Annotated in this window: 20 protein-coding genes and 1 other RNA gene; 19 read left to right on the top strand and 2 right to left on the bottom strand. The window is 38.9% G+C overall.

Annotated elements, in window-relative coordinates:
* Positions 1–254: 254 nt before the first annotated feature.
* The 14 genes from AC5KOD_RS20330 (at position 255) to nth (ending at position 16,244) form a co-directional block, all read left to right on the top strand.
* Entirely contained in the window at positions 255–1,577 is a 1,323-nt protein-coding gene (locus tag AC5KOD_RS20330; protein WP_496916419.1) for a PTS sugar transporter subunit IIC, read from the top strand.
* 18 nt (positions 1,578–1,595) lie between these two features.
* The gene (locus AC5KOD_RS20335; RefSeq protein WP_496916420.1) at positions 1,596–3,029 is read left to right on the top strand and encodes a 6-phospho-beta-glucosidase; all 1,434 of its coding nucleotides are present in this window, start codon (positions 1,596–1,598) and stop codon (positions 3,027–3,029) included.
* Between the two features lie 207 nt (positions 3,030–3,236).
* Positions 3,237–4,151, top strand: a complete 915-nt coding sequence (gene truB / locus AC5KOD_RS20340) for a tRNA pseudouridine(55) synthase TruB (RefSeq protein ID WP_496916421.1) — start codon at positions 3,237–3,239, stop codon at positions 4,149–4,151.
* 18 nt (positions 4,152–4,169) lie between these two features.
* Positions 4,170–5,117 (top strand): riboflavin biosynthesis protein RibF, encoded by a 948-nt coding sequence (gene ribF / locus AC5KOD_RS20345; RefSeq protein WP_496916422.1) that lies wholly within the window; start codon positions 4,170–4,172, stop codon positions 5,115–5,117.
* Positions 5,118–6,251, top strand: a complete 1,134-nt coding sequence (gene hemW / locus AC5KOD_RS20350) for a radical SAM family heme chaperone HemW (RefSeq protein ID WP_496916423.1) — start codon at positions 5,118–5,120, stop codon at positions 6,249–6,251.
* 329 nt (positions 6,252–6,580) lie between these two features.
* Positions 6,581–7,627: a heat-inducible transcriptional repressor HrcA gene (hrcA, locus tag AC5KOD_RS20355; RefSeq protein WP_496916424.1), complete on the top strand. Its 1,047-nt coding sequence runs from the start codon at positions 6,581–6,583 to the stop codon at positions 7,625–7,627.
* A gap of 13 nt (positions 7,628–7,640) precedes the next feature.
* On the top strand, positions 7,641–8,201 hold the full coding sequence (gene grpE, locus AC5KOD_RS20360; protein ID WP_496916579.1) for a nucleotide exchange factor GrpE: 561 nt from the start codon (positions 7,641–7,643) through the stop codon (positions 8,199–8,201).
* Positions 8,202–8,264: 63 nt separating this feature from the next.
* The gene (dnaK, locus tag AC5KOD_RS20365) at positions 8,265–10,094 is read left to right on the top strand and encodes a molecular chaperone DnaK (RefSeq protein ID WP_496916425.1); all 1,830 of its coding nucleotides are present in this window, start codon (positions 8,265–8,267) and stop codon (positions 10,092–10,094) included.
* Positions 10,095–10,266: 172 nt separating this feature from the next.
* Positions 10,267–11,430, top strand: coding sequence for a molecular chaperone DnaJ (dnaJ, locus tag AC5KOD_RS20370; RefSeq protein ID WP_496916426.1), 1,164 nt, complete (start codon positions 10,267–10,269; stop codon positions 11,428–11,430).
* 203 nt (positions 11,431–11,633) lie between these two features.
* Positions 11,634–12,569 carry a metal ABC transporter substrate-binding protein gene (locus AC5KOD_RS20375; RefSeq protein ID WP_496916427.1) on the top strand — a complete coding sequence of 312 codons (936 nt, stop codon included), beginning with the start codon at positions 11,634–11,636 and terminating at the stop codon, positions 12,567–12,569.
* 324 nt (positions 12,570–12,893) lie between these two features.
* Entirely contained in the window at positions 12,894–14,039 is a 1,146-nt protein-coding gene (gene alr, locus AC5KOD_RS20380) for an alanine racemase (protein ID WP_496916428.1), read from the top strand.
* On the top strand, positions 14,032–14,646 hold the full coding sequence (locus tag AC5KOD_RS20385) for a DNA-3-methyladenine glycosylase (RefSeq protein ID WP_496916429.1): 615 nt from the start codon (positions 14,032–14,034) through the stop codon (positions 14,644–14,646). Before alr ends, AC5KOD_RS20385 begins: the two co-directional genes overlap by 8 nt.
* A 204-nt stretch (positions 14,647–14,850) precedes the next feature.
* Complete coding sequence (locus AC5KOD_RS20390) at positions 14,851–15,570, top strand: DnaD domain-containing protein (RefSeq protein ID WP_496916430.1); 720 nt, start codon at positions 14,851–14,853, stop codon at positions 15,568–15,570.
* Positions 15,571–15,590: 20 nt separating this feature from the next.
* Complete coding sequence (gene nth, locus AC5KOD_RS20395) at positions 15,591–16,244, top strand: endonuclease III (RefSeq protein ID WP_496916431.1); 654 nt, start codon at positions 15,591–15,593, stop codon at positions 16,242–16,244.
* Positions 16,245–16,293: 49 nt separating this feature from the next.
* Here nth and AC5KOD_RS20400 read toward each other — a convergent pair whose 3' ends face one another.
* Both AC5KOD_RS20400 and recU read right to left on the bottom strand, forming a co-directional pair.
* Positions 16,294–18,621: a PBP1A family penicillin-binding protein gene (locus AC5KOD_RS20400; protein ID WP_496916432.1), complete on the bottom strand. Its 2,328-nt coding sequence runs from the start codon at positions 18,619–18,621 to the stop codon at positions 16,294–16,296.
* Positions 18,614–19,246 carry a Holliday junction resolvase RecU gene (gene recU, locus AC5KOD_RS20405; RefSeq protein WP_496916433.1) on the bottom strand — a complete coding sequence of 211 codons (633 nt, stop codon included), beginning with the start codon at positions 19,244–19,246 and terminating at the stop codon, positions 18,614–18,616. The genes AC5KOD_RS20400 and recU overlap by 8 nt, the downstream gene beginning before the upstream one ends.
* 71 nt (positions 19,247–19,317) lie before the next feature.
* Between recU and AC5KOD_RS20410 the strand changes: the two genes are divergently transcribed.
* The 5 genes from AC5KOD_RS20410 (at position 19,318) to AC5KOD_RS20430 (ending at position 23,507) form a co-directional block, all read left to right on the top strand.
* Positions 19,318–19,851, top strand: coding sequence for an SLOG family protein (locus tag AC5KOD_RS20410; protein ID WP_496916434.1), 534 nt, complete (start codon positions 19,318–19,320; stop codon positions 19,849–19,851).
* Between the two features lie 96 nt (positions 19,852–19,947).
* Positions 19,948–20,307, top strand: coding sequence for a cell division regulator GpsB (gpsB, locus tag AC5KOD_RS20415; RefSeq protein ID WP_496916435.1), 360 nt, complete (start codon positions 19,948–19,950; stop codon positions 20,305–20,307).
* A 21-nt stretch (positions 20,308–20,328) separates the two neighbouring features.
* Positions 20,329–20,696, top strand: an RNA gene (gene rnpB, locus AC5KOD_RS20420) — RNase P RNA component class B.
* 121 nt (positions 20,697–20,817) lie between these two features.
* Positions 20,818–21,981 (top strand): THUMP domain-containing class I SAM-dependent RNA methyltransferase, encoded by a 1,164-nt coding sequence (locus tag AC5KOD_RS20425; protein ID WP_496916436.1) that lies wholly within the window; start codon positions 20,818–20,820, stop codon positions 21,979–21,981.
* Positions 21,982–22,007: 26 nt separating this feature from the next.
* The gene (locus tag AC5KOD_RS20430; protein ID WP_496916437.1) at positions 22,008–23,507 is read left to right on the top strand and encodes a carboxypeptidase M32; all 1,500 of its coding nucleotides are present in this window, start codon (positions 22,008–22,010) and stop codon (positions 23,505–23,507) included.
* Position 23,508: the final 1 nt, after the last annotated feature.

Below are 23,508 nucleotides of genomic sequence, written 5' to 3' on the forward strand. Positions count from 1 at the left end.
TAAATAAGCGATCAAACAAGACTAATTCTCCCAATAATCTAAAAAACAGAAGACTGAAAATCATTTTTACGATTTTCGGTCTTCTATTTTATTTATCCTGAGACTTATGTCCCAAGCTCGTTGTGGTGCTTGTTTCTTTTTGTGGAATAATAACCAATTTCCGATAGAGTTATATATTTATGTCTGCAAATCGTTATACTAGTTATATCAGTATCTTGCAAGACTGGATAAGATTAATTATAAGGAGACGAAAGATGGACAAGTTTAATGCGTTTATGGAAAGAACCTTGGTACCCGTCGCGACTAAATTGAATAATCAACGTCATGTCGCGGCAATTCGTGATTCATTTATGTTTATATTTCCTTTAACCATGGCTTCTTCTGTGGTGATATTATTGAATAATTTAATTTTTTCAAAGGAAGGATTTTTAGCGAAAATATTATTTTTACCTAAATTTTTTCCGAATTTAGAAGAGGCACAAAGAGTTTTAGCATCAGCTGCCAATGGAACAATCAATATTATGTCATTGTTTATTGCCTTCTTAGTTGCAAGCTTGTTAGCCAAGCATTTTAAAGCAGACGATATGTTAGCTGGCTTGACGAGTATTGCTTGTTTTGTTATTTTGTATCCTGTTCCTTTTGGATTGGATAATGGGCCAACGGTTATGGAAACGACTTATTTGGGCGCTCAGGGACTATTTGTAGCAATGTTAGTCGGATGTTTAATTGGTGAGTTTTTACCAAAATTATTTAAAAATGAAAAATTGAAAATTAATATGCCAGAAATGGTACCTCCAGCTGTTTCTCGTTCATTTTCTGGTTTAATTCCAATTGTTATCATGATCATGTTAGCGTCGATTTTAAGTTTTGCGATATCATTGGTGGCACCAAATGGGATTAATGAAGTGATTTATAGTACGATTCAAACCCCTTTGCGAAATATTGGCGGTAATCTTTTTGGTGTTCTAGTCATTGCTTTTACCCAAAATTTATTGTGGGCGATTGGGATTCACGGCCCAAATACATTAAATGCTGTGAGAGCGGCGATCTTTACGGAACCAGATTTGGCCAATTTGGCTTATATTAATGAAACAGGTAGTTTGAAAGATATTCCTTACCCTGAAACTTGGGGAATGCTGAATGATGCTTTTGCGAATATGGGCGGAAGTGGAATGACTCTCGGGTTAATTATTGCCATTTTTATTGCTTCTCGTCGACCAGAGTATAAAGAAATTGCCAAAATGTCATTTATTCCTGGACTATTTAATATCAACGAACCTCTTATTTTTGGTTTGCCAATTGTTTTGAATCCGATTTTGGTTGTGCCATTTGTGCTAACACCGATGGTTAATATTATGGTCGGTTATGTTGTAACAGTTGTTCTGAAACTGATTCCTTCACCAGCTATTGGCGTTCCCTGGACAACTCCTGGTCCGCTGATTCCGTTTTTAGGCACGGGTGGTAACTTTTTAGCGTTGATTATCGGGTTTGTTTGTTTGGGCATTTCGATTTTATTATATCTACCTTTTGTTATCGCTGCTAACAAAGCAGCTGAGAAAGAGTTGCAGGCACAATAAAAGAAAGAAGGTTAAGACATGTTTAAATCAGATTTTTTATGGGGCGGTGCAGTCGCAGCGCACCAAATTGAAGGTGGTTGGGACCAAGGTGGTAAAGGCGTGAGTATCGCAGATGTAATGACTGCTGGAGCCAATGGTGTTGCTAGAGAAATTACTAAAGGCATTATCCCTGGTAAAAACTACCCAAATCATGAAGCGATTGATTTCTATCATCGTTACCCAGAAGATATTGTGTTATTGGCGGAAATGGGGCTCAAAGCGTTTAGAACATCCATTGCTTGGAGTCGAATTTTCCCAAAAGGTGATGAACAAGAGCCGAATGAAGCGGGCTTACAATTTTATGACGATCTTTTTGATGAATTGCTAAAAAATGGCATTGAGCCAATTGTTACTTTATCTCATTTTGAAATGCCTTATCACTTGCATGAGGCTTATGGTGGCTTCAAAAATAAGCAAGTGATTGATTTTTTTGTTAGATATGCGGAAGTTGTGATGAGTCGTTATAAAGCTAAAGTTAAGTACTGGATGACTTTTAATGAGATTAATAATCAGGCTGGTGGCCATGAGAAATTGCATAACTGGACAAATTCAGGTGTGATAGTAGCGGAAGGTGAAAACGCTGAGGAGATTATCTATCAAGCCTCACTTTACGAATTAATCGCTAGTGCGAAAGTTGTGGCACTTGGTCATCAGATTAATCCTGACATGCAAATTGGGTGTATGATGGCATATGTACCAGTCTATCCTTATTCATGCCATCCTGATGATATGATGGCATCGGTGAAAGGAATGAATCTACGCTATTTCTATAATGATATTCATGCCCGCGGTGAAATTCCAGCGTATGTATTGAAGGAATGGCAACAAAAAGGCTATAATATCGAGTACACAATAGAGGATTTGGCGACACTAAAAGCTGGAAAAGTGGATTATATTGGTTTTAGCTACTATATGTCTGGAACTGTTACAGCTGATTTGAAACGCGAGGGTCATTTGATTGCTGATGGGGTTAAGATGACTCAAAACGATCATATCAAAGCGAGCGATTGGGGATGGCCGATTGACCCGGTTGGTTTGCGTTATGTGTTAAATCTTTTAGACCAACGCTACAATCTTCCGATGATGATCGTTGAAAACGGATTTGGTGCTTATGATAAAGTAGAAGAAGATGGCAGTATTAATGATGATTACCGAATTAACTACCTGACGGAGCACATTAAACAAATGGCTTTAGCGATTAATGAAGATGGTGTCAACTTAATTGGCTATACTCCTTGGGGAATCATTGATATTGTGAGTTTTGGTACTGGTGAGATGGAAAAAAGATACGGTTTTATTTATGTCGATAAAGATAATCAAGGTGAAGGCACCTTGGCTAGAAGTAAAAAGAAATCGTTTAGTTGGTATCAAGAAGTAATTGCAACTAACGGAAAAAGCTTGGAATTAAATTAAAAAGAGTATGAGTCGCTTTTTTAGCGGACTAGTCTCATAATATTTGTGAAATTAGTAAAGGGTGGGACAGTTGTCTCGCTCTTTTTTTGAGTCAATTACTTGAAGGAGGACTAACTAGTTTCTTTTAGGTATTTGAGTTGATAAACAGAAAAATTCCTTGTAGTATGCTATAATGTACAAGTTATCTTATGAATGAGAGGTAAAAAAATGGACGGTATTTTACCATTATGGAAAGAGCGCGGGATGACCAGTCATGACTGTGTCTTTAAGTTGCGCAAACTATTACATACTAAAAAAGTGGGACATGGTGGCACCTTGGATCCGGATGTGGACGGTGTTTTACCTATTTGTATTGGCAAAGGAACTAAAATAATTGAATATCTACAAGATAGTGGCAAAACATATGTTGGAGAGATTACTCTCGGATTTTCAACGACAACAGAAGATGTGAGCGGAGAAATGGTCGCAGAAAGTCCAGTTGAAATGGCACCTACTAATGATGAGATTGATCAAGTGATGGCTCAAATGGTTGGAACGATTACGCAAATTCCACCGATGTATTCAGCCGTTAAGGTTAATGGCAAGCGACTGTATGAGTATGCTAGGGAAGGTATCGAAGTAGAACGCCCTCAACGTCAAGCAGTTATTGATTATTTTAAGCGGACCTCTGAGCCTATCTGGGATAAGCTGTCTGGTACAATGTCTTGGAAATTTGAAGTGGGCTGTGGCAAAGGCACCTATGTTAGAACTCTAGCAGTTGATACTGGGGCAAAGCTGGGCTATGAGGCGCATATGTCTGATTTGACCCGAGTTGGCAGTGGAGGATTTAACGCAAATGAGTGTTTTACATTAAAAGATATTGCCGATCTAATGGAAAAAGAGGATGTATCCTTTTTATTGCCGATTGAACGGGCTGTTACGATGTTTGAGCGATTAGAGTTATCTGATGCAGACTATCAAGTGGTACGCAATGGGGGCTTTTTACCAAGAGAATCAGTTTCGTTAAAGGAAGAAACTGACTTGATTGCTGTTTTTTATCAGGAGCTTCTAATTGGGATCTATCAACTACATCCGACAAAGAAACAATGGCTAAAGCCGGTTAAAGTTTTACGAAACAACTAGAGAAAAGGAAGTTTATTTATGAAAGTAATTGAAATACATCATCCATATAAATTAGAACAAATCCCTAGTGAAGAGGTCGTCTTAGTATTAGGCTTTTTCGATGGCGTTCATTGTGGCCATCAAGAAGTGATTCGTCGGGGGAAAGTTGAAGCTGAGAAACGAGGCTTGAAATTGGCGGTGATGACATTTAATCAACACCCATCGATCGTTTTTCAAAAGATTCAGCCGGAGAGTATGAAGTACTTAACCACAATTGAACAAAAAGAGCGACGAATGGCTGATTTAGGTGTTGACTACCTTTATATTGTTGAGTTTACATCAGCTTTTGCTGGTTTGTCTCCCCAAGCCTTTGTAGATCAATATATGATTGATTTGCATGCTAAGGTGGCTGTTGCTGGTTTTGATTACACATACGGGCCACGAGATGTGGCGACCATGGAGAACTTGCCTAATTATACAAGAGGGCGTGTTGACATTGTGACTGTACCCAAGCAAATGGCTGATAACAAAAAAATCAGTTCAAGTGAGATACGTGAGCTGATGGCGGCGGGTGAAATGGAAGAAGTCGCAAAGTATTTAGGTTATGCCTATGAAATAGAAGGAACAGTTGTTCATGGAGACGCTCGCGGTCGTACCTTGGGGTTTCCCACAGCTAACATCAAAGTACCTTCTAGTGTTCGTTTGCCGCGCAAAGGCGTTTACGCAGTTAAAATTAAGGTCGCAAAAACGTGGTATGTTGGGATGGCACAAATTGGGCGTAATATTACCTTTGAGCCTGGTCGAGATGTGACTGTTGAAGTGAATATACTTGATTTTAATCAGGATATTTATGGTGAGCAGGTAGCTGTTGAATGGTACCATTATTTGAGAGATGAGGTTAAATTTACTGGTGTTGAGGGGCTTATCGCTCAACTGAAGCAAGACCAGCAAGACACTGAAGACTACTTTAAAGAAAGTAGGGATTAAATGACGTCGGCCTATATTCACATCCCTTTTTGTGAGCATATTTGTTTTTATTGTGATTTTAATAAAGTGTTTATTCAAGGACAACCAGTAGATGAGTATATTCAAGCGCTTATTAAGGAGATTCGTTTATCTAAACAGTTGTATCCGTCACAAACAACTGAAACTATTTATATTGGTGGCGGGACGCCAACCTCTTTATCTGCTGAACAATTAGACGTTCTATTAGGAGGCATTCGTCAAGAACTCCCTTTTGATCCTCGCAATGAGTTTACTGTTGAGGCAAATCCGGGAGATTTGACGTTGGATAAGCTGGCTGTTCTAAAAACTCATGGAGTAAACCGCTTATCTATGGGTGTCCAGTCCTTTGATGATCGTTTACTAAAAAAAATTGGGCGTAAGCATTCGGCTCAGGATGTTTTTGATACAATGAAATTGGTGGAACAGGCGGGCATGGATAACGTCAGCATTGACTTGATCTATGCGTTACCGGGACAAACCATTGAAAGTTTTCAAGATACTTTGGAAAAGGCCTTAGCTCTCGATTTACCCCACTACTCAATGTATTCTTTAATTTTAGAGAATAAGACGATGTTTTACAATTGGGCGCGCCAAGGCCGCTTAAACTTGCCAACTGAGGATACTGAGGGAGATATGTTTGAGTTGGCGGCTGAACGGATGGAACGTGCGGGGCGAATGAAGTATGAGGTGAGTAATTTTGCAGTTCCAGGAAAAGAAAGTCAGCATAATTTGATTTATTGGAACAATGAACATTATTATGGTTTTGGTGCAGGAGCTAGTGGTTATTTAGGAGGCGCTCGCTACCGCAATCATGGACCGATTCAACATTATTTGAAACCGTTGAAAGAAAATAAATTGCCAACCATAGAAACTGAAGAATTAACCTTAGTTAATCGGATGGAAGAAGAATTATTTTTAGGCTTACGTAAAATTGAAGGAGTCTCCTTTGATCGCTTTAATCAGAAATTTCAACGAGAGTTAAGAAGTGTTTATGGATCGGTGATTGACAAGCTGGTTGGGGAGAAAATGCTTGAAGTGTCAGGGGATTTTCTGCGTTTAACAAGTAAGGGTCTCATTTTAGGTAATGATGTTTTTCAAGAATTTTTAGTTGAATAAGAGAAGTGACAGAGATCGTTTTGCTTTAAGACATTGGAGTAAAAGGTGACAACTGTTTCCTTCGATTGAATTTAGAACCTCTTTTTCTTATAAATGATGAAATTAGTTAGGAGTAGGGCCTTCGTTCTATTCCTTTTTTGTGTCGGAAATTAATAATTGAATGCCGGGAAGGGCTAGGTATCAAGGGTTTTAGGGTGAAGTTAGCACTCGGTGTGTTAGAGTGCTAAAAAATAATGGTTATTAGTTGACAAATAGTTCTAGTCTTGGTATATTTATAACTGTGATTAGCACTTAAGTTTATTGAGTGCTAAAAAGGAGAGGTGATAGGAATGCTAAGTGAACGACAATTGAACATTTTGCGTTTAATAATCCAGATCTACACCTCGAGTGGTGCACCTGTGGGATCAAAAACGTTGATGACTTCGGGCATTAACGCAAGCTCAGCAACGATTAGAAATGAGATGAGCGTTTTAGAAGAGCAAGGACTCATCGAAAAGACTCATTCGTCATCAGGGCGAATTCCTTCTATAATGGGGTATCGCTATTATGTTGACAATTTATTGCAGCCAGCTGAGGTTAGTCATACGGATTTATCGACGATAAAGCAGGCTTTTGGACAGGAGTTCAATGCGATTAATGATATCATCAAGCAATCGGCTGATATTTTATCAGAATTAACGAGCTATACGGCATTCTCCCTTGGACCAGAAGTTAAGGAAAAGCGTTTGACAGGTTTTCGAATCGTTCCTTTAAACAGTCATCAATTAATTGCGATTATTGTGACGGATAAAGGGAATGTTGAAAGCAAAGTTTTCACTATTCCAACTGACGTGTCAAGTGAGGATATCGAAAAGATGATTAAAATCATTAATGATAAACTTGTTGGGGAACCTTTGTTGACGGTTTATCACAAGCTGAGAACAGAAATTCCAATTATCCTACAAAAGTATTTCCACACACCACAAGGAATCATGGGGCTCTTTGATTCTATCTTAGGGCATGCGTTTGAAGAACGAGTATACGTTAGCGGTCGGATGAATCTATTGAATTTTGACGGCTTGACGGATTTAACTCAGTTCAAATCAGTGTATTCGTTGATGGATAACACTGATAAATTAACTTCCTTAATTGCATCACCGGAAGATGAAATAGGCATTAGAATTGGGAATGAACTAAACAATGAGTTGCTTTCAAACATGAGCTTGATTTCGGCCTCTTATGAGGTGTCAGGTCATGGTAAGGGAACGATTGCGTTACTAGGACCTACAAACATGTCTTACGCAAAAATGTTTGGGCTAATCGATGCGTTTAGATCTGAGCTGGCTAGTGAGCTGGCGGATTATTATCGCACATTAGATTCATCATCAACATTCTAAGGATAGAAAGGAAATCAGAAACGTGGCAGAAAAAAATGAAGAATTAGAACCAGAAGTAACTGAAGAAGTTGATCAAGAAAAAATTGATGAGATTTTGAATGGAGCTTCTGAAGAAACTGAGAAAAGTGCAGAAGAGTTATTACAGGATCAGTTAAGTGAAATGGAAGATAAATTTTTACGTGCTCAAGCTGAAATAGCTAACATGCGTAACAGGTTTCAAAAGGAACGCGAAGCCTCGGCAAAGTATCGTTCTCAAGATTTAGGAAAAGAACTATTACCAGCTATTGATAACTTAGAACGAGCCTTAGCAATTGAAGTAGAAGATGAACAAGGTAAGAGCTTGAAAAAAGGCATTGAGATGGTAATGGAAAGTGTCTTACATGCGCTAAAATCAGCCGGTATCGAGGAAATTCCTGCTTTGGGTGAAACCTTTGATCCCAATTTACACCAAGCTGTTCAAACTATGGCAATTGAGGATGGTCAAAAAGCGGACGAAATTGTCCAAGTTTTACAAAAAGGATATATCTTGCAAGATCGTGTCTTGCGACCAACGATGGCAATCGTTGCACAGTAATACTTCGATGACTCAATAAGATGGTCACTAAAAAATAAAAAAATATGAATGGAGAAATTAACTATGAGTAAAATTATCGGAATTGACTTAGGAACAACAAACTCTGCAGTAGCTGTTTTAGAAGGCGGCGAAGCAAAAATTATCCCAAATCCAGAGGGAAATCGTACAACACCTTCAGTTGTATCATTTAAAAATGGAGAAATTCAAGTAGGGGAAGTTGCTAAACGCCAAGCAGTTACTAACCCTAACACAATCGCTTCTATCAAACGTTATATGGGTGAAGCTGGTTATAAAGTTGAAGCAGAAGGTAAGTCATATACACCTCAAGAAATCTCTGCAATGGTCCTACAATACATGAAAGGTTTTGCTGAAGAGTATTTAGGCGAAGCTGTTACAAAAGCTGTTATCACTGTTCCAGCTTATTTTAATGATGCGCAACGTCAAGCAACAAAAGACGCTGGTAAAATTGCTGGCTTAGAAGTTGAACGGATTGTCAATGAGCCAACAGCAGCTGCACTAGCTTATGGGTTAGATAAAACTGATAAAGAAGAAAAAGTATTAGTATTTGACCTTGGTGGTGGTACATTTGACGTGTCTATCCTTGAGTTGGGTGACGGTGTCTTCGACGTACTTTCAACTGCTGGGGACAACCATTTAGGTGGGGATGATTTTGATAACAAAATTATCGATCATTTAGTAGCAGAATTTAAAAAAGAGAATGGCATTGATTTATCTAAAGATAAAATGGCTGTTCAACGTTTGAAAGATGCTGCTGAAAAAGCGAAAAAAGATTTATCAGGTGTAACAAGTACACAAATCAGCTTGCCGTTTATTACAGCAGGTGAAGCTGGACCTCTTCACTTGGAGTTGAACTTAACACGTGCTAAATTTGATGAATTAACTTCTGATTTAGTTGAACGGACAAAAGGTCCAGTTCGTCAAGCTCTTAAGGATGCTGGTTTATCTCAATCTGATATTGATGAAGTTATCCTAGTAGGTGGTTCTACTCGTATTCCAGCTGTTGTGGAAGCTGTTCAAAGAGAAACTAACAAAGACGCCAATAAATCTGTTAATCCAGATGAAGTTGTAGCGATGGGAGCTGCTATTCAAGGTGGGGTTATCACTGGTGATGTTAAAGATGTTGTCTTACTAGATGTAACACCATTATCATTAGGGATTGAAACAATGGGGTCAGTTTTTACTAAATTAATTGATCGTAATACAACTATTCCAACAAGTAAATCACAGGTCTTCTCAACAGCAGCAGATAATCAACCTGCCGTAGATATTCATGTCTTACAGGGTGAACGCCCTATGGCATCAGATAACAAAACGCTAGGACGTTTCCAATTATCTGATATTCCACCAGCTCCACGTGGTGTGCCTCAAATCGAAGTAACGTTTGACATTGATAAAAACGGGATTGTTAACGTGAGTGCGAAAGACTTAGGAACACAAAAAGAGCAAACTATTACTATCAAATCTTCTTCAGGTTTAACAGATGAAGAGATTGAAAAAATGGTTAAAGATGCTGAAGCAAATGCTGAAGCGGATAAAGTACGTAAAGAAGAAGTTGATTTACGTAATGATGTTGATGCCTTACTATTCTCAGTTGATAAAACACTAACTGATTTAGAAGGTAAAGTTGATGAAGAAGAAGTTAAAAAAGCAGAAGCAGCTCGTGATGAATTAAAAGCGGCTGTTGAAGCGAATGATTTAGAGTTAATGAAAGAAAAACGTGACGCTCTAAACGAAATCGTTCAAGCGTTAACTGTTAAATTATATGAGCAAGCGGCAGCAGCACAAGCAGCTGAAAATCCAGAAGAAGCTCAATCAGGAGCAGATGACGTTGTTGATGCTGACTTCGAAGAAGTAGAAGGCGACGACAAATAAGAGTCTGAGCGAGGGAAGCCATTAGCAAGTTGCTTTTGGCTTTTCCTACTTTGGAGTGGAAAATGGAGAATTTGTTTCGTGAAAAATGGTTTAGTATTTTGTTGATATATGGTATGATTTACTAGGCTCTGGAAACAGATAAAACTAGAGAATAGATGTGGAGGGAAAACCCATGGCGAAGAGAGACTATTATGAAGTTCTGGGTGTGTCCAAAAGCGCGACAGATGATGAACTGAAAAAAGCTTATCGGAAGCTCTCAAAACAATATCATCCAGATATTAATAAAGAGGCTGATGCGGAAGATAAATTTAAAGAGATTTCAGAAGCGTATGAAATCTTAAGTGATCCCCAAAGAAGAGCAGCGTATGATCAATATGGTCATGCAAGCACCGATCCTAATTACGGCGGTGGCGGCTTTGGTGGCGGTTTTGAAGGCTTTGGCGGTGGCGGAAGCTTTGGTGGTTTTGAAGATATTTTTGAGTCATTCTTTGGTGGTGGCGGTGGACGTTCTGCAAATCCAAATGCACCAAGACAGGGAGCTGACTTACAGTATTCTTTAAACTTAAAGTTTGAGGAAGCTATTTTTGGGATTGAAAAAACAGTTAAGTTTAACCGTGAAGATTCATGTGGAACGTGTTCTGGTACAGGAGCAAAACCTGGTACAAAACCAGAGACGTGCTCCAAGTGTCATGGACAAGGAACGATTAATGTTGAGAGACAAACACCACTTGGCCGCGTAATGACGCGTCAGACTTGTGATCAGTGTGGTGGTAAGGGTCAAACAATTAAAGATCCATGTAATGATTGTCATGGAACTGGCCGTATCAAGAAAAAACATGCGGTTAAAGTGAATGTTCCTGCTGGTGTCGAAGATGGTCAACAAATGCGTTTAGCTGGTCAAGGTGAAGCGGGTGTTAATGGCGGACCTTATGGTGATTTATATGTGGTCTTCCATGTGGAAGAGAGCGATCTATATGACCGTGAAGGCTCTGAAATTTACTATGATTTACCGTTAAGCTTTGTTCAAGCAGCTTTAGGTGATGAACTAGAGGTGCCAACGGTTCACGGAAAAGTGAAATTGAAAGTTCCTGCTGGTACTCAGACAGGCACGACATTCCGTTTACGTGGTAAAGGGGCGCCTAAGTTACGTGGTAGTGGTAATGGTGATCAGCAAGTAACTGTTAAGATTATTACACCTAAAAACTTAAGTGACACACAAAAACGAGCTTTGAGAGAATTTGCCGAAGCTGGTGGCGATAAAGTCGAGGAACAAGAAGAAGGTTTTTTCGATAAAATGAAAGATGCCTTTAACTTTGACCAAAAAAGGAAAAAATAAATGTGTCAGATAATGACAAGTAGAGAGGTTGTTCAGTTGTTTACTCGGTATGAGTGATAGCTGAACAATGTCTTTTTTTCTTAATGGTTTGGATGGAAGATGACGTAATTATTTGCTAGATAAAGCTTTTAGGTTGATTTTACGTGGGAAATTGGATATAATCATTAAGTGTAATTATTACGATTTGTTAAAAGGAGTTACGAATGAAGAAATTAGGTTTAGTTATTTTTATAGTTGTTAGTCTGACAATTTTAGCAGGATGTGGGCAATCAAAGCAGAGTGAGTCGCAAAAAGATCAGAAATTGAATGTTGTCACTTCATTTTATCCCATGTATGATTTTACTAAGAAGATTGTTGGCGATAAGGGGGATGTTTCTTTATTAATAACAGGGGAAATAGAGCCTCACGATTATGAGCCGAGTGCCAAAGATATTGCTAAAATTCAAGATGCAGATGTATTTATCTATAATTCCCATGAGATGGAAACGTGGGTTGAGGCTGTATTAGATAGCATTGACACGGACAAAACAGTGATAATCGAGGCAAGTAAAGGCATTAAGCTGCTGAAGATGGATGAAGAAGATGATGACGAGCATGAGGGACATAACCATGTTCATGGCGTAGATCCTCATGTTTGGTTAGATCCTGTATTAGCACAGCAGGAAGTTGAAACAATCAGCAAAGGAATCATTGAAGTTGATGCTAGCAATAAAGAGGTTTATCAAACAAATAGTCAGCTGTTTATCGAGCAATTAAAAGAGCTTGATGAATCGTTTCAGGCCCAAGTTGAAAAGGCAAGTCAAAAAGATTTTGTAACACAGCATGCTGCTTTCGGCTACTTAGCGGCACGTTATGGCCTTCATCAACTAGCTATTTCTGGAATATCTCCTGATCAAGAGCCTACTCCAGCTGAATTAGCGCAAATTGAAGATTTTGTTAAGGCGAATCAAGTAGAAATTATCTACACGGAGGAGTTGTCTTCTGATAAGATCGCGGCGACAATTGCTAAAGCGACAGGAGCAAGTCTATACACGTTAAATACCTTAGAGGGCTTGTCAAAGGACCAACAGCAAGCAGGAGAGGATTATTTAAGTGTGATGAAAGAGAATTTGACTGCGATGAGTAAGACGATTAATTAGCACAAAGGAGCTGTGACAAAAGTCGTTTTGCTCCGAGCACTACGTAAACTTCGATGACCCTTATTTCTAAGGGCTAAAGCCCAAAGAATGATGGCTTGCAACTTTAGTTGCTTAGAAGTTTAGGACAACGAAGCGAAACGTAGTGAGTAGAGTTTTGGAACGTGTTTATCGCACAATATACGTGAAACAAAATTGGGATGTGACTTATGTCACATCCCCTTTTTTAATTATTCATTAAAGACCAATCAAAGACTAGAAATAACGAAGTGGAAAGAGTAGTATGAAAGTTGGGTAGTTTATTAAGCACAAAAGGGAGCTGGATTTATGACAATCGGATTTTTGAGACCTACAAAGGCAGTTGTCAACTGTCAGGCTCTTTATCATAATATCAAAAATGAAATTGCCACAATCAAAGATGGCGCTGAAGTATTCGCTGTCGTAAAAGCGAATGGTTATGGACATGGAGCGCTGAAGGTGGCAGAAATCGCTAAAAAAGCTGGAGCATCTGGTTTTTGTGTTTCGTTACTTGATGAAGCCTTAGAATTGCGTCAAGCCGGATTTAAGGAGCCTATTCTGGTTTTAGGGATAGTTGACCCGAAGCATGTTGCAATTTTGGCACAGGAACAAGTATCAACAACAGTTGGCAGTCTTGAATGGTTGGAACAGGCGGCAGTGTATTGGCAACAGTTTGAGTGTACTTCTCCGCTTTTGCTTCACGTAAAAATAGATACGGGGATGGGACGCTTAGGCTTTGTGGAAGAAGTAGATATGCGAGCGGCTATCGAATTAATTAACGCTCACCCAGAATTTATTCTTGAGGGGCTTTTCACCCATTTTGCTAAGGCGGATTCTAAGGATATTCGTTATTTTGAAATGCAACAGGAACGGTTTAAGAAAGCTCTAGCAGTCTTTCCAACTAATATTCGTTACATCCATACCTCTAATTCTGCGACAGCTCTTTGGCATGACCATTGGGGCTCAAATATGATTCGTTTGGGAGCTGAAATGTATGGCTTAAACCCTTCTGGTGCCGAATTAGATCCTCCTTTTGAATTAGAGCAAGCTATGTCTTTGATTTCTTCGCTGGTTCATGTTAAACGCCTTAAAAAAGGAGAGCGTGTTAGTTATGGCGCTGAGTATCAAGCTCAGCAAGATGAATGGATTGGCACGTTGCCAATTGGATACGCAGATGGATTTGTTCGACATTTTAAAGGGTTTCAAGTCTTAGTTGATGGACAAAAGGCAGAAATAGTGGGGCGTGTTTGTATGGATCAATGCATGATACGTTTACCTTATTGTTTGCCTGTGGGGACTAAGGTGACCATTTTTGGCGAGGATGGTGGACTGGTTAATAGTTTTCAAGACGGCGCAGAGTACGTTGATACAATTAATTATGAGCTACCTTGTCTGTTATCTGAACGAGTGCCGAGAATTTATGTTAATGAAGAGCTGAGTGTTGACGATGCTTGATTTTATTCAGCCAAGTACGATCGCTACAGCGAAGGAATTACTTGGTCAGCTATTAGTCTATGACTCTCCAGTAGGTCGGATATCAGGTTATATTGTTGAAACAGAGGCCTATTTGGGAGAAGAGGATGCTGCTTGCCATAGTTATTTAAGAAAGAGAACACCTAAGCTTGAATCAATGTACAAGACTGGGGGCACGGTTTATATTTACTCGATGCACACACATTTAATGTTAAATATTGTAACCAAAGAAGTGGACGAACCTCAAGCTGTTTTGATTAGAGGTCTAGAGCCGCTAGAAAACGAGCAATTGATGGAAATTAATCGTGGTAGGATTGGTATAGAGTTATCCAATGGTCCCGGTAAATTGACAAAAGCATTGGGGATTTCAAGAGAATTAGATAGTCAGTTACTTGGTGGAAAGCTTCGTCTGGAGACAGAGGCTAATCGCAGACCTCTAGGAATTAGTCAATCTGCTAGAATTGGAATTCCTAATAAGGGAAGTTGGACCACTGAACCCTTGCGTTTCTTTGTTACGGGGCATCCGTATGTATCGGGATTGAGAAAAAGGGATCAGCAGGGATTAGAGCATGTTTGGTATAAAAATTAACAGCTTTTTTTGAAGTTAGTCTGAAAAGGTTAACTTCTTTTTTTATGTTAGAGTAGTTTTCGAGAAACGCCTTTGATTTAGCTGGCTTCTTAGTGAGAAAAAATTTAAGAGGTTTTTTTATTTCGTGCTGAAAAGATAACATTTTCTGTTAAAAATTGCTATACTAGATAAAGAGTAAAAGTAGTAAAGAAAGAGTGACGTATCATGCTAGAATTAAAAGATTATCTGGATGCAGGTGAAACAACTATTTCTAATCTGTTGTTAACTCACTATCATCAACTTGGTTTAACTAATCAAGAATTTTTATTGTATTTGCAATTGTTACAACATCAACAAGCAGGCAGTGACTTTCCTGATTTATTTGAGATAAGTCAACGGATTGGGGTGCCAAATGAGGCGATTTATTCAATTTTGGAAGGGTTACTGGGGAAGCAAATGATTTGTTTAGTTACAACGCAAAATCATCAGGGAAAGACTGTAGATGCTTATGATTTGTCACCAATTTTTGAACGGATAAACCTCTATTTGAAACGTCAGCATAAACAGACGGAACAAGAAAATCGAGAGACAGGGATTCAAGAGTTGTTTGAATTATTTGAGAAGGAATTTGGCCGCCCCTTGTCGCCAATTGAGATGGAAACGATTAGCATGTGGATACAAGAGGATAAGTATGACCTAGAAATTATTCGTCTAGGCTTGCGAGAAGCGGTCTTAAATCAAGCTTATAGCTTAAAATATATTGATCGTATTTTACTGGGCTGGGAGCGTAAAAATTTACGAACAAAAGAGCAAGTGATTTCCGAGCAACGGCGTCGGAAAAAATCTATTTCTGATAAAGTTAGTCCACAGCAAGAGCTTTCAGAGGAAGAGTTACCACAAGTTCCTCTGTATAATTGGGTTGATCAGGATAAGGGATTATCATAAGTTAAAGGTAGGAGTAAGTGATGTTATCAAAAGAAAAAACATTAGAAGTAATTACTATTATGGCAGAAATGTTTCCAAATGCCCATTGTGAATTAACGTATCGCAATCCTTTTGAATTAGTTATTGCGGTTTCTTTAAGTGCGCAAGCAACAGATGTCTCAGTTAATAAAGTGACGCCAAGTCTTTTTGAAAAATATCCTACACCAGAGGATTTTGTACAAGCGCCTTTAGAGGATGTCATGGATGCCATCAGAACGATTGGGCTGTACCGGAATAAAGCTAAAAATATCAAAGCCTGTTCTCAAATGTTGATTGAACGATTTAATGGAGAGGTTCCTAGAACGATGGAAGAGCTGATTCAGCTGCCAGGAGTTGGTCGTAAAACAGCTAATGTAGTGCTTGGTGAGGCATTTGGAGTTCCGTCAATTGCTGTAGATACACATGTCGAACGTGTGTCGAAACGGCTAAGAATTGTTAAACAAAGTGCGAGTGTTTTAGAAGTTGAGCAGACATTAATGCGTAAAATTCCTAAAGAACTTTGGACGCCAACTCATCATCGAATGATTTTTTTCGGTCGCTATCATTGTTTAGCTCGCAGTCCTAAGTGTGAAAGTTGTCCGTTATTAATGCTTTGTCAAGAAGGTAAGAGTCGACTGAATGTTAAAGCCAACTAAAAAAGAAACATCCCTGAAACATTTATTTCAGGGACGTTTCTTTTTTTAGTTAGCCTGCTGGCGGTGTTGAACCGCCACCTTCAGAAGAAGATGGGGGCGGTGTTACCGGAGGCGTTGAAGATGATGATTCTGGTGGTTCAATTGTTTCTGTTGGCTCAGGTTCCGGATCTGGTTTCACAGGTGGTTCACCAGATGGTGGTGTTGAATCCTTAACTGGTGGCATTGTCGACGGAGTGCTACTTGGGACAGGTGCCACATAATCATAGGATTCTGATTCTTGCCAAGAGCTAGAAGGAGTCGTCCACGTGCTTTGATCGTTAACATGGTCCTTCACGTAAAGCTCATTGCCGATTTTGACCACATTTTCTGGCATTTCCCAATCAGGAGTCTCTATGTCTTGAGAAAGATAGCCCATAATATATTTGTAAAGCAACATAGCGTCTTGCTGATCTTCACCAGAAATTGGTACGAAGTAATTCTCATAGCCTGTCCAGATAGAAACGACAAAATTTTGTGTGTAGCCTACAAAGGCAATATCTGGAACGCCGCCATAGACATTTAGTTTCAATTTAGCTAATGATTTATCATCGTAATTGGATGTGCCTGTTTTCCCGGCTTGATATAAATCTGGGATAACTGCTGTTGTACCAGTCCCACGAAGCAAGACATCTTTAAGCATATCTGTGACCATGTAGGCTGTTGATTCTTGCATTGCTCGTGTACCTTCAGGTTTGAACGTTTCTTCTTGACCATCAGGCATTACGATTTTATTGACATAATAAGGCTTGTAGTAAATACCGCCGTTTGCCAGTGGCGCATAGGCGCCGGCCATTTGATGAGAAGACAGGTTTCCACTGATTGCATTGGCTAGGAAAGTACCTTCAGGATAGACAATCCCAAGACCCTTTAAGAATTCAGCGGTCTTGTCTAAGCCGACTTCATCAAGAGTTTTAACAGCGGGAACATTCCGTGAGTCAACTAACGCTTCACGAATGGTCATAGTTCCTTTGTATGCTCGGTCATAGTTGTTGACGTCTATATCAGTTCCTGGGTACTTGTAAGGTCCGTCGAGAACGGTTCTACCTGTTCCATAATTTAGATACTCAATTGCAGGAGCATAGTCAGTAATTGGCTTAACTGTTGACCCAAAATCTCGAGAAGCAGAAACGGCCATATTATTCCCCAATTGAACACCATCAGGAACCTTTCGACCACCTAATTGGGCTAAAACTTGCCCATTTTTTGGATTGACAATCGTAATAGCTGTTTGGAAGTTAACATCTGTTGGTGTTTCGCCTTCCTCCCACAGTAATTCATCTTTTGAGTAATCTCTAAAAGTAATATAATCGTCAGTATTAACCATGTGATAGATATAGCGTTGTAAATCCATATCAATATTAGTGTAAATGTCCAAACCATCCGAATAAATATCTCGTGTGGTTTTAGTTTGGGCTTCTGCAATGACTTCTTTAATGTAGTTATCAATTATCTTGCTATCGCCATACAAAGGCTGTTGATCTGCAATGCCTTCATTAATTGGTTCGTTGACAGCAGCATCATACTCGGCTTGTGTGATAACCTCGTCTTTACGCATTTCGCTTAGAACAGTATCTCGTCTTTTTTTAGCGGCCTCTGGGTTTAGGATAGGATCATAGTCAGCTGGTGCTTGAGGAATCCCAGCCATTAGGGCCGTTTGAGCAAGTGTTAATTCACTAAGCTTTTTGTTGTAATAGCCATTTGCCGCTGTTTCCATACCGTAATAACCAGATGACATATAAACTTTATTGATGTAATAGTTTAGTATTTCATCTTTTGACTTTTGGCGTTCTAATTGAATAGACAGCCAAGCTTCTTGAATTTTCCGTTTTAAGTTTTGATCTTTAGTATCTGTCGAGAAAAAAGATAGCTTAATTAATTGCTGAGTTAACGTACTGCCTCCTTGGAGACCGCCACTTCCAGTCATATTAGCGACTGCCGCTCCGGCAATCCGAATAGGATCAACCCCAATATGCTCTTCAAAGCGTTTGTCTTCGATAGAGATAATCGCTTGTTTCAAGAGGGGAGGAACTTCACTAATAGGAACGGTTTCTCGTTTTTTAGTGTAAAGCTCATAGATTAAGTTTCCTTTGGAATCTAAAATCCGTGAAGAAAGTGTATCTTCAAGCTTACTTGTTTCTAATTTAGGGGCCTCTTTAATGTAGCTGTAAGTGACTGCTGCTACTGCTAAAAAGGCAACACAAGCTAAAAAGAGTAATCCTAAGAAAATTTTCAAGAAAATTCGACGTTTTTTCTTTTTTGGCTTCTGTGCCCTTGTTGGTCCTAGAGGCGGTGGCCCAGGAACCGTGGGGTTGGGCGTAGGGTTATTTTGATCATCCATTATGTTGAATCTCCTTTTTTAAGTACTCGTCTAAGGTTTTAATATAAGGGACACGTGGCGCTAATCCTAGTTGAATTTCTATACCAAGACGTTCAATTTCCGTTAAAGGAATTGATTTTTTACCAGTGTTTTGATTTTTCCAGAAATATTCTAGTGAAGTTGAATCTAGAAAAAAACAACGACTTAGACTAGAAAACCATAAGAGAACAAAGGAAATTCCTTTTTGTTCACGGCATTCTCTCATATGGTTTATTTGATGCTCATGGAAATTACGTAAAGGGAACGAGGTTTTATTTTTCGTTTCTTTCGCTTCAAAATCGAGGTAATACCCATTGTACACGCCGTTGTAATCTGTCGTCGATGCTTGAGAAAAATAAGCTTCTTTGATGACTGCGGCGCTTCGACGGGGATAGTCGACTTTAACTATTTGAATAGGAGTCGGTTTTTTGTGAATAATCGCAATCTTGCGATTACGATAGTAGTCATTGCTTGCGTTGATATCATCTTCAAAATTCATGCCACGATTTGCAAAAGATGGTTTTGGGGTAAGAGGTTGCCCTTGCTTTTTTTGCTTTTTGGCGCCATTATTAGAAAGAGACATCCCATTTGGATAATTGATTGTCACAATAATTCACACTCCTAGTCAACATTATAGCAAAAAACAAATTAGAATGGAAAGGTAAGATGTTTAAAACCATGAAACGTTTATATGTTACAGGCTATCGAAGCTTTGAACTTGGGGTTTTTCAAGAGACAGACCCAAAGGTTAAAATAATTAAGAATGTCTTAAAAAACCGTATTATAGCCTATATTGAGAGCGGTGTTGAGTGGTTTTTAATTGGCGGAAATTTAGGGACGGAATTTTGGACAAGTCAAGTGATTCAAGAACTTCGTATAGAGTATCCTGAAATTAAGTATTCTGTTATTTTTCCGTTTGAAGAATATGGAGCTAATTGGAATGAAACAAATCAACAGGCGTTATCTGAAATGAAGGGGCAGGCTGATTATGTTAATGCTACATCACATAAACCCTATGATAATCCTAGTCAATTAAAAAATCATACTCAGTTTATGTTGAGTCATTCTGATGGCTGTTTATTGTTATACGACCGAGAGTATGAAGGAAAAACGGTGTTCTTTTTACGAGATGTAGAGAGATTTCAAGAAACAAATGACTACATGATCGATTTCATTACTATGGATGATTTACAAAATTATGAAATTTATTAACATTAGCGTTTGATTTTCCCGTTTTTTTTAGTTACAATAGGAATGATAAAGAGTAAAATTGAAATTTATGAACTGAAATAGATGAGGTGCTTAAAAATGGCAAAGTTTAATTATGAGGCAAAAGAAATATTACAAAAAGAATTTAAAACAAAAATGCGTGGGTATGATCCAGTTGAGGTCGATGAATTTTTAGATGGTGTGATCAAGGATTATGAAACTTATAATCGTGAAATCCTAGCTCTAAGAGAAGAAAATCAACGTCTAATTGCGAAGGTTGATCAATTGACTAAGAGTCAAGCTACTTTATCACGGATTAAGCAAGATCCACCAAAAGCGGCAGCAGTTACTAATTTTGATATCTTGAAACGTCTATCTAATCTTGAAAAAACTGTTTTTGGCAGTAAATTGGATTTAGATGAAGATGAAGATGATTTAGATCAAACGAAACAATTTTAACCATTAGTGAGATTTCTTGTAGTTTTCGGATAATTGCAGCTTAGGTAACTAGGTTGAGGAAAGTCCATGCTCGCACAAGCTGAGATGCTTGTAGTGTTCGTGCTTAGTGAAACCATAAGCTAAGGTATTCGTAAGAATAACGGCAGCCAAAACAGCTAAGGTCCATGGACTATGCTGGAGTAAGCTTGAAAGTGCCACAGTGACGAAGCAATTTTAGAAATGAAGTTGGTGGAACGCGGTAAACCCCTCGAGCGAGCAACCCAAACTACGGTCGGGGCACTTTTTTCAAGGAAATGAACGAAGAAAAGAGACAGAGTAATCTGTAGACAGATGATTATCGTTGCTAGTTTTTACCTGAGAACTAGCAATACAGAACATGGCTTATAGAAAACTACAATTTATCAGGGGCATTCCTTCCGTTAAAATGGAAGGATTTTTTTGTTTATGGTCTTGATGACCGTGAATAAATAGTTAAAACATTATCAATAACCCTAGAAAGGGGCAACATATATGAAACAATTTAAGTTAATTGCAACGGTGGCCAGTGGCATGGAGGCTCTGGTTGGGAAGGAATTGCGAGATTTAGGAATTGAGTGCCAGGTAGAGAACGGCAAAGCCATTTTTCATGGAGACATGGAAACTATTGCAACGGCAAATCTTTGGTTGAGAACGGCTGATCGCGTTAAGATTGTGGTGGGCGAATTTAAAGCGGTAACGTTTGAAGAATTATTCGAACAGACTAAGGCTCTACCTTGGGAGGATATCTTGCCAATGGATGCAGAATTTCCTGTGGCGGGTAAGTCGATTAAGTCAACCTTGTTTAGTGTCTCAGATTGTCAGGCTATTACTAAAAAGGCAATTGTTAGCCGTTTAAGCGATGTGTATCATCGTTACGGACGTTTACCTGAAACGGGTGCTCTCTTTGCCTTAGAGGTTGCTTTACTGAAGGATCAGGTGACGATTACTTTGGATACGACTGGACCGAGTTTATTTAAACGCGGTTATCGTATTGATAAGGGAGGAGCACCGTTAAAAGAAAACATGGCAGCAGCTCTTGTCCTACTAACTAATTGGCGGAAAGATCGTCCCTTTTATGACCCTGTTTGTGGATCGGGAACTATTTGTATAGAAGCCGCCTTGATTGGCCATAATATAGCGCCAGGATTCAATCGAGATTTTGCCTTTGAATCGTGGGAATGGTTTGATAAAGATGTTCTTGATAAGGTTCGGTTAGAAGCAGAAGAAAAAGCTGACTATGATGTCGAACTTGATATATACGGTACGGACTATGATCCACGAATGATTAAAATTGCTCAAGCTAATGCTGAAGAAGCTGGTTTGGCTGATTCGATTGTCTTTAAACAACTGCAATTAAGCTACTTTACGACTGAAAAAGAATATGGGGTTATTGTCGCAAATCCGCCTTATGGGGAGCGTTTAGGGGAAGAAGAGAGTGTTCATAAGCTCTATCGAGAAATGGGTGAAACCTATCGTCCGCTTAAAACTTGGAGTAAGTATATCTTAACGAGTGATTTAGAGTTTGAAAAATTTTATAAAGCCAAGGCAACAAAAAAACGTAAGCTTTATAACGGGTCATTGCGGACTGATTTATTTCAATACTGGGGCACGCGTCCGCCTCGTCAAGTGCGAGAAAATGAAACGAATAATCAATAATTTAAGAGAAAAGGCAGGGATCATCAATGAATGAAAAAGACTTTTTAGCTTATTTAAAAGAGATTGCTTTGATTAGTGAATCAATCGGTTTGCTTGAGTGGGATAGCCAAACAGGAATGCCTGAAAAGGGGGCTGCTCATCGAGCGGAGGTGTCAAGTTATTTAAGTGGTCAGGCTTTTGAGATGGCAACAGGCGCTAAAATGACAGAATACATGAAATTTTTTGCCGCTCATCCAGAAGAATTATCGGACTTTGGTCAAGCCGTCTATGACAAAGTGAGAGAAGAGTATGATTTAAATAAAAACATTCCTTCTGATCGTTATCAGGCCTTTAGTAAAGTTCAATCGTTGGCTCATAGTGAATGGGTTAAAGCGCGTCAAGCTAATGATTTTAAGGTGTTTAAAGAAACATTAAGCCAATTGATTAACTATACAAAAGAATTTATCCCTTTATGGCAAAAGGACGAAAAAACGCCTTATGATGTATTGTTGACACAATACGAACCCGGTATGACTGTTGAAATTTTGGATGCTGTTTTTGCGCAGGTTCGTGAAGGGATTATGGCTCTTTGTCAAGTAATTGCTGAAAAGGGAACACCACCAGATACATCATTCTTACATCGTCATGTAACGAAAGAACAGCAACGTCAATTTGTGACACAAGTTGTGACTGAATTGGGGTATGATTTTAGTCGTGGCCGATTAGATGATACGGTGCATCCTTTTATGTTAAATTTAAACCGAAATGATGCACGAATTACCACTCGATGGGATGAAAATGACTTTGGAATGGCAACTTTAGGTGTCATTCATGAAGCTGGTCACGGGATGTATGAGCAGAATATTGATGAAAAATTTGATTACACACCTTTAGCTGGTGGCGTATCAATGGGGATTCATGAGTCGCAGTCTCTATTTAATGAAATTATTGTTGGTGGAAGTAAGGCTTTTTGGCAACGTCAGTTCCCAGCACTGAAAGTTATTACTGGTGACACATTCGCTGATATTGATTTTGAGACGTTTTATAAAGGATTGAAAGAAACTAAAGCCAGCCTCGTGAGAATTGAGTCTGATTCTCTTACATACCCTCTACACATAATTATCAGGTACGAAATTGAAAAAATGATTTTTAATGAAGGAGCCGACATTGAGGATCTTCCACAAATTTGGAATGATAAATATGAAGAATATTTAGGAATTCGTCCTTCAAATGATTTAGAAGGCATTTTACAAGATGTTCATTGGGCGGGAGCGAGTTTTGGGTACTTCCCTTCGTATGCGTTAGGCTATATGTATGCGGCTCAGCTTCATCATGCTATGGGGAAAGAACTGGATGTGGAGGCTATTTTGGGCTCTGATGATTATTCAGACATTCGAAAATGGTTAACTAAGCACATTCACCAATATGGTTCATCTCGCAAACCTAATCGATTGATTAAGGATGCGACAGGTGAGGAACTGAATCCTCAGTATTTACTTGATTACATGCGTCATTTATATTTTGATGTTTATGGTATCAGCGAGTAAG

The sequence above is a fragment of the Vagococcus sp. WN80Y genome (assembly GCF_059621045.1).

What these genes read in the sequence shown, in the direction of transcription:
- AC5KOD_RS20330 (WP_496916419.1), top strand. Translation starts at nt 255, where the DNA reads ATGGACAAGTTTAATGCGTTTATGGAAAGAACCTTGGTACCCGTCGCG.
- AC5KOD_RS20335 (WP_496916420.1), top strand. Translation starts at nt 1,596, where the DNA reads ATGTTTAAATCAGATTTTTTATGGGGCGGTGCAGTCGCAGCGCACCAA.
- truB (WP_496916421.1), top strand. Translation starts at nt 3,237, where the DNA reads ATGGACGGTATTTTACCATTATGGAAAGAGCGCGGGATGACCAGTCAT.
- ribF (WP_496916422.1), top strand. Translation starts at nt 4,170, where the DNA reads ATGAAAGTAATTGAAATACATCATCCATATAAATTAGAACAAATCCCT.
- hemW (WP_496916423.1), top strand. Translation starts at nt 5,118, where the DNA reads ATGACGTCGGCCTATATTCACATCCCTTTTTGTGAGCATATTTGTTTT.
- hrcA (WP_496916424.1), top strand. Translation starts at nt 6,581, where the DNA reads ATGCTAAGTGAACGACAATTGAACATTTTGCGTTTAATAATCCAGATC.
- dnaK (WP_496916425.1), top strand. Translation starts at nt 8,265, where the DNA reads ATGAGTAAAATTATCGGAATTGACTTAGGAACAACAAACTCTGCAGTA.
- dnaJ (WP_496916426.1), top strand. Translation starts at nt 10,267, where the DNA reads ATGGCGAAGAGAGACTATTATGAAGTTCTGGGTGTGTCCAAAAGCGCG.
- AC5KOD_RS20375 (WP_496916427.1), top strand. Translation starts at nt 11,634, where the DNA reads ATGAAGAAATTAGGTTTAGTTATTTTTATAGTTGTTAGTCTGACAATT.
- alr (WP_496916428.1), top strand. Translation starts at nt 12,894, where the DNA reads ATGACAATCGGATTTTTGAGACCTACAAAGGCAGTTGTCAACTGTCAG.
- AC5KOD_RS20385 (WP_496916429.1), top strand. Translation starts at nt 14,032, where the DNA reads ATGCTTGATTTTATTCAGCCAAGTACGATCGCTACAGCGAAGGAATTA.
- AC5KOD_RS20390 (WP_496916430.1), top strand. Translation starts at nt 14,851, where the DNA reads ATGCTAGAATTAAAAGATTATCTGGATGCAGGTGAAACAACTATTTCT.
- nth (WP_496916431.1), top strand. Translation starts at nt 15,591, where the DNA reads ATGTTATCAAAAGAAAAAACATTAGAAGTAATTACTATTATGGCAGAA.
- AC5KOD_RS20400 (WP_496916432.1), bottom strand. Translation starts at nt 18,621, where the DNA reads ATGGATGATCAAAATAACCCTACGCCCAACCCCACGGTTCCTGGGCCA.
- AC5KOD_RS20410 (WP_496916434.1), top strand. Translation starts at nt 19,318, where the DNA reads ATGAAACGTTTATATGTTACAGGCTATCGAAGCTTTGAACTTGGGGTT.
- gpsB (WP_496916435.1), top strand. Translation starts at nt 19,948, where the DNA reads ATGGCAAAGTTTAATTATGAGGCAAAAGAAATATTACAAAAAGAATTT.
- AC5KOD_RS20425 (WP_496916436.1), top strand. Translation starts at nt 20,818, where the DNA reads ATGAAACAATTTAAGTTAATTGCAACGGTGGCCAGTGGCATGGAGGCT.
- AC5KOD_RS20430 (WP_496916437.1), top strand. Translation starts at nt 22,008, where the DNA reads ATGAATGAAAAAGACTTTTTAGCTTATTTAAAAGAGATTGCTTTGATT.